A 406-nucleotide genomic window follows, 5' to 3' on the forward strand; every position below is an offset into this window, starting at 1 on the left:
TCCGACAGCCGCTCCAGGAGCAGCATCCCCACGCCCTCGCCCCAGCCGGTGCCGTCCGCCGCCGCCGCGAACGGCTTGCAGCGGCCGTCGGGGGACATCGCGCCCTGCCTGCTGAACTCGACGAACACCGCGGGCAGCGCCATCACGCTGACCCCGCCCGCGAGGGCGAGCGAGCACTCACCGGCCCGCAGGGCCCGCGCCGCGAGGTGCAGGGCCACCAGCGAGGCCGAACAGGCGGTGTCCACGGTGACGGCGGGGCCCTCGAGACCGAGCGCGTAGGAGACCCGCCCGGACATCACGCTCATCGAGTTCCCCGTCATCAGGAACCCCTGGACGGCTTCGGCGGCACCGGGGCCCAGCGTCGCGTACCCCTGGTCGATGGCTGCGGCGTACACCCCGGTACGGC

Annotated in this window: 1 protein-coding gene; it reads right to left on the reverse strand. The window is 74.6% G+C overall.

The window, feature by feature from the left end:
• The coding region (locus tag RM812_RS42665; protein ID WP_311586479.1) for a polyketide synthase at positions 1 to 406 on the reverse strand (406 nt) is incomplete at both ends.

The sequence above is a fragment of the Streptomyces lancefieldiae genome, assembly GCF_031845825.1.
GTDB classification, from domain to species: Bacteria; Actinomycetota; Actinomycetes; order Streptomycetales; family Streptomycetaceae; genus Streptomyces; species Streptomyces lancefieldiae.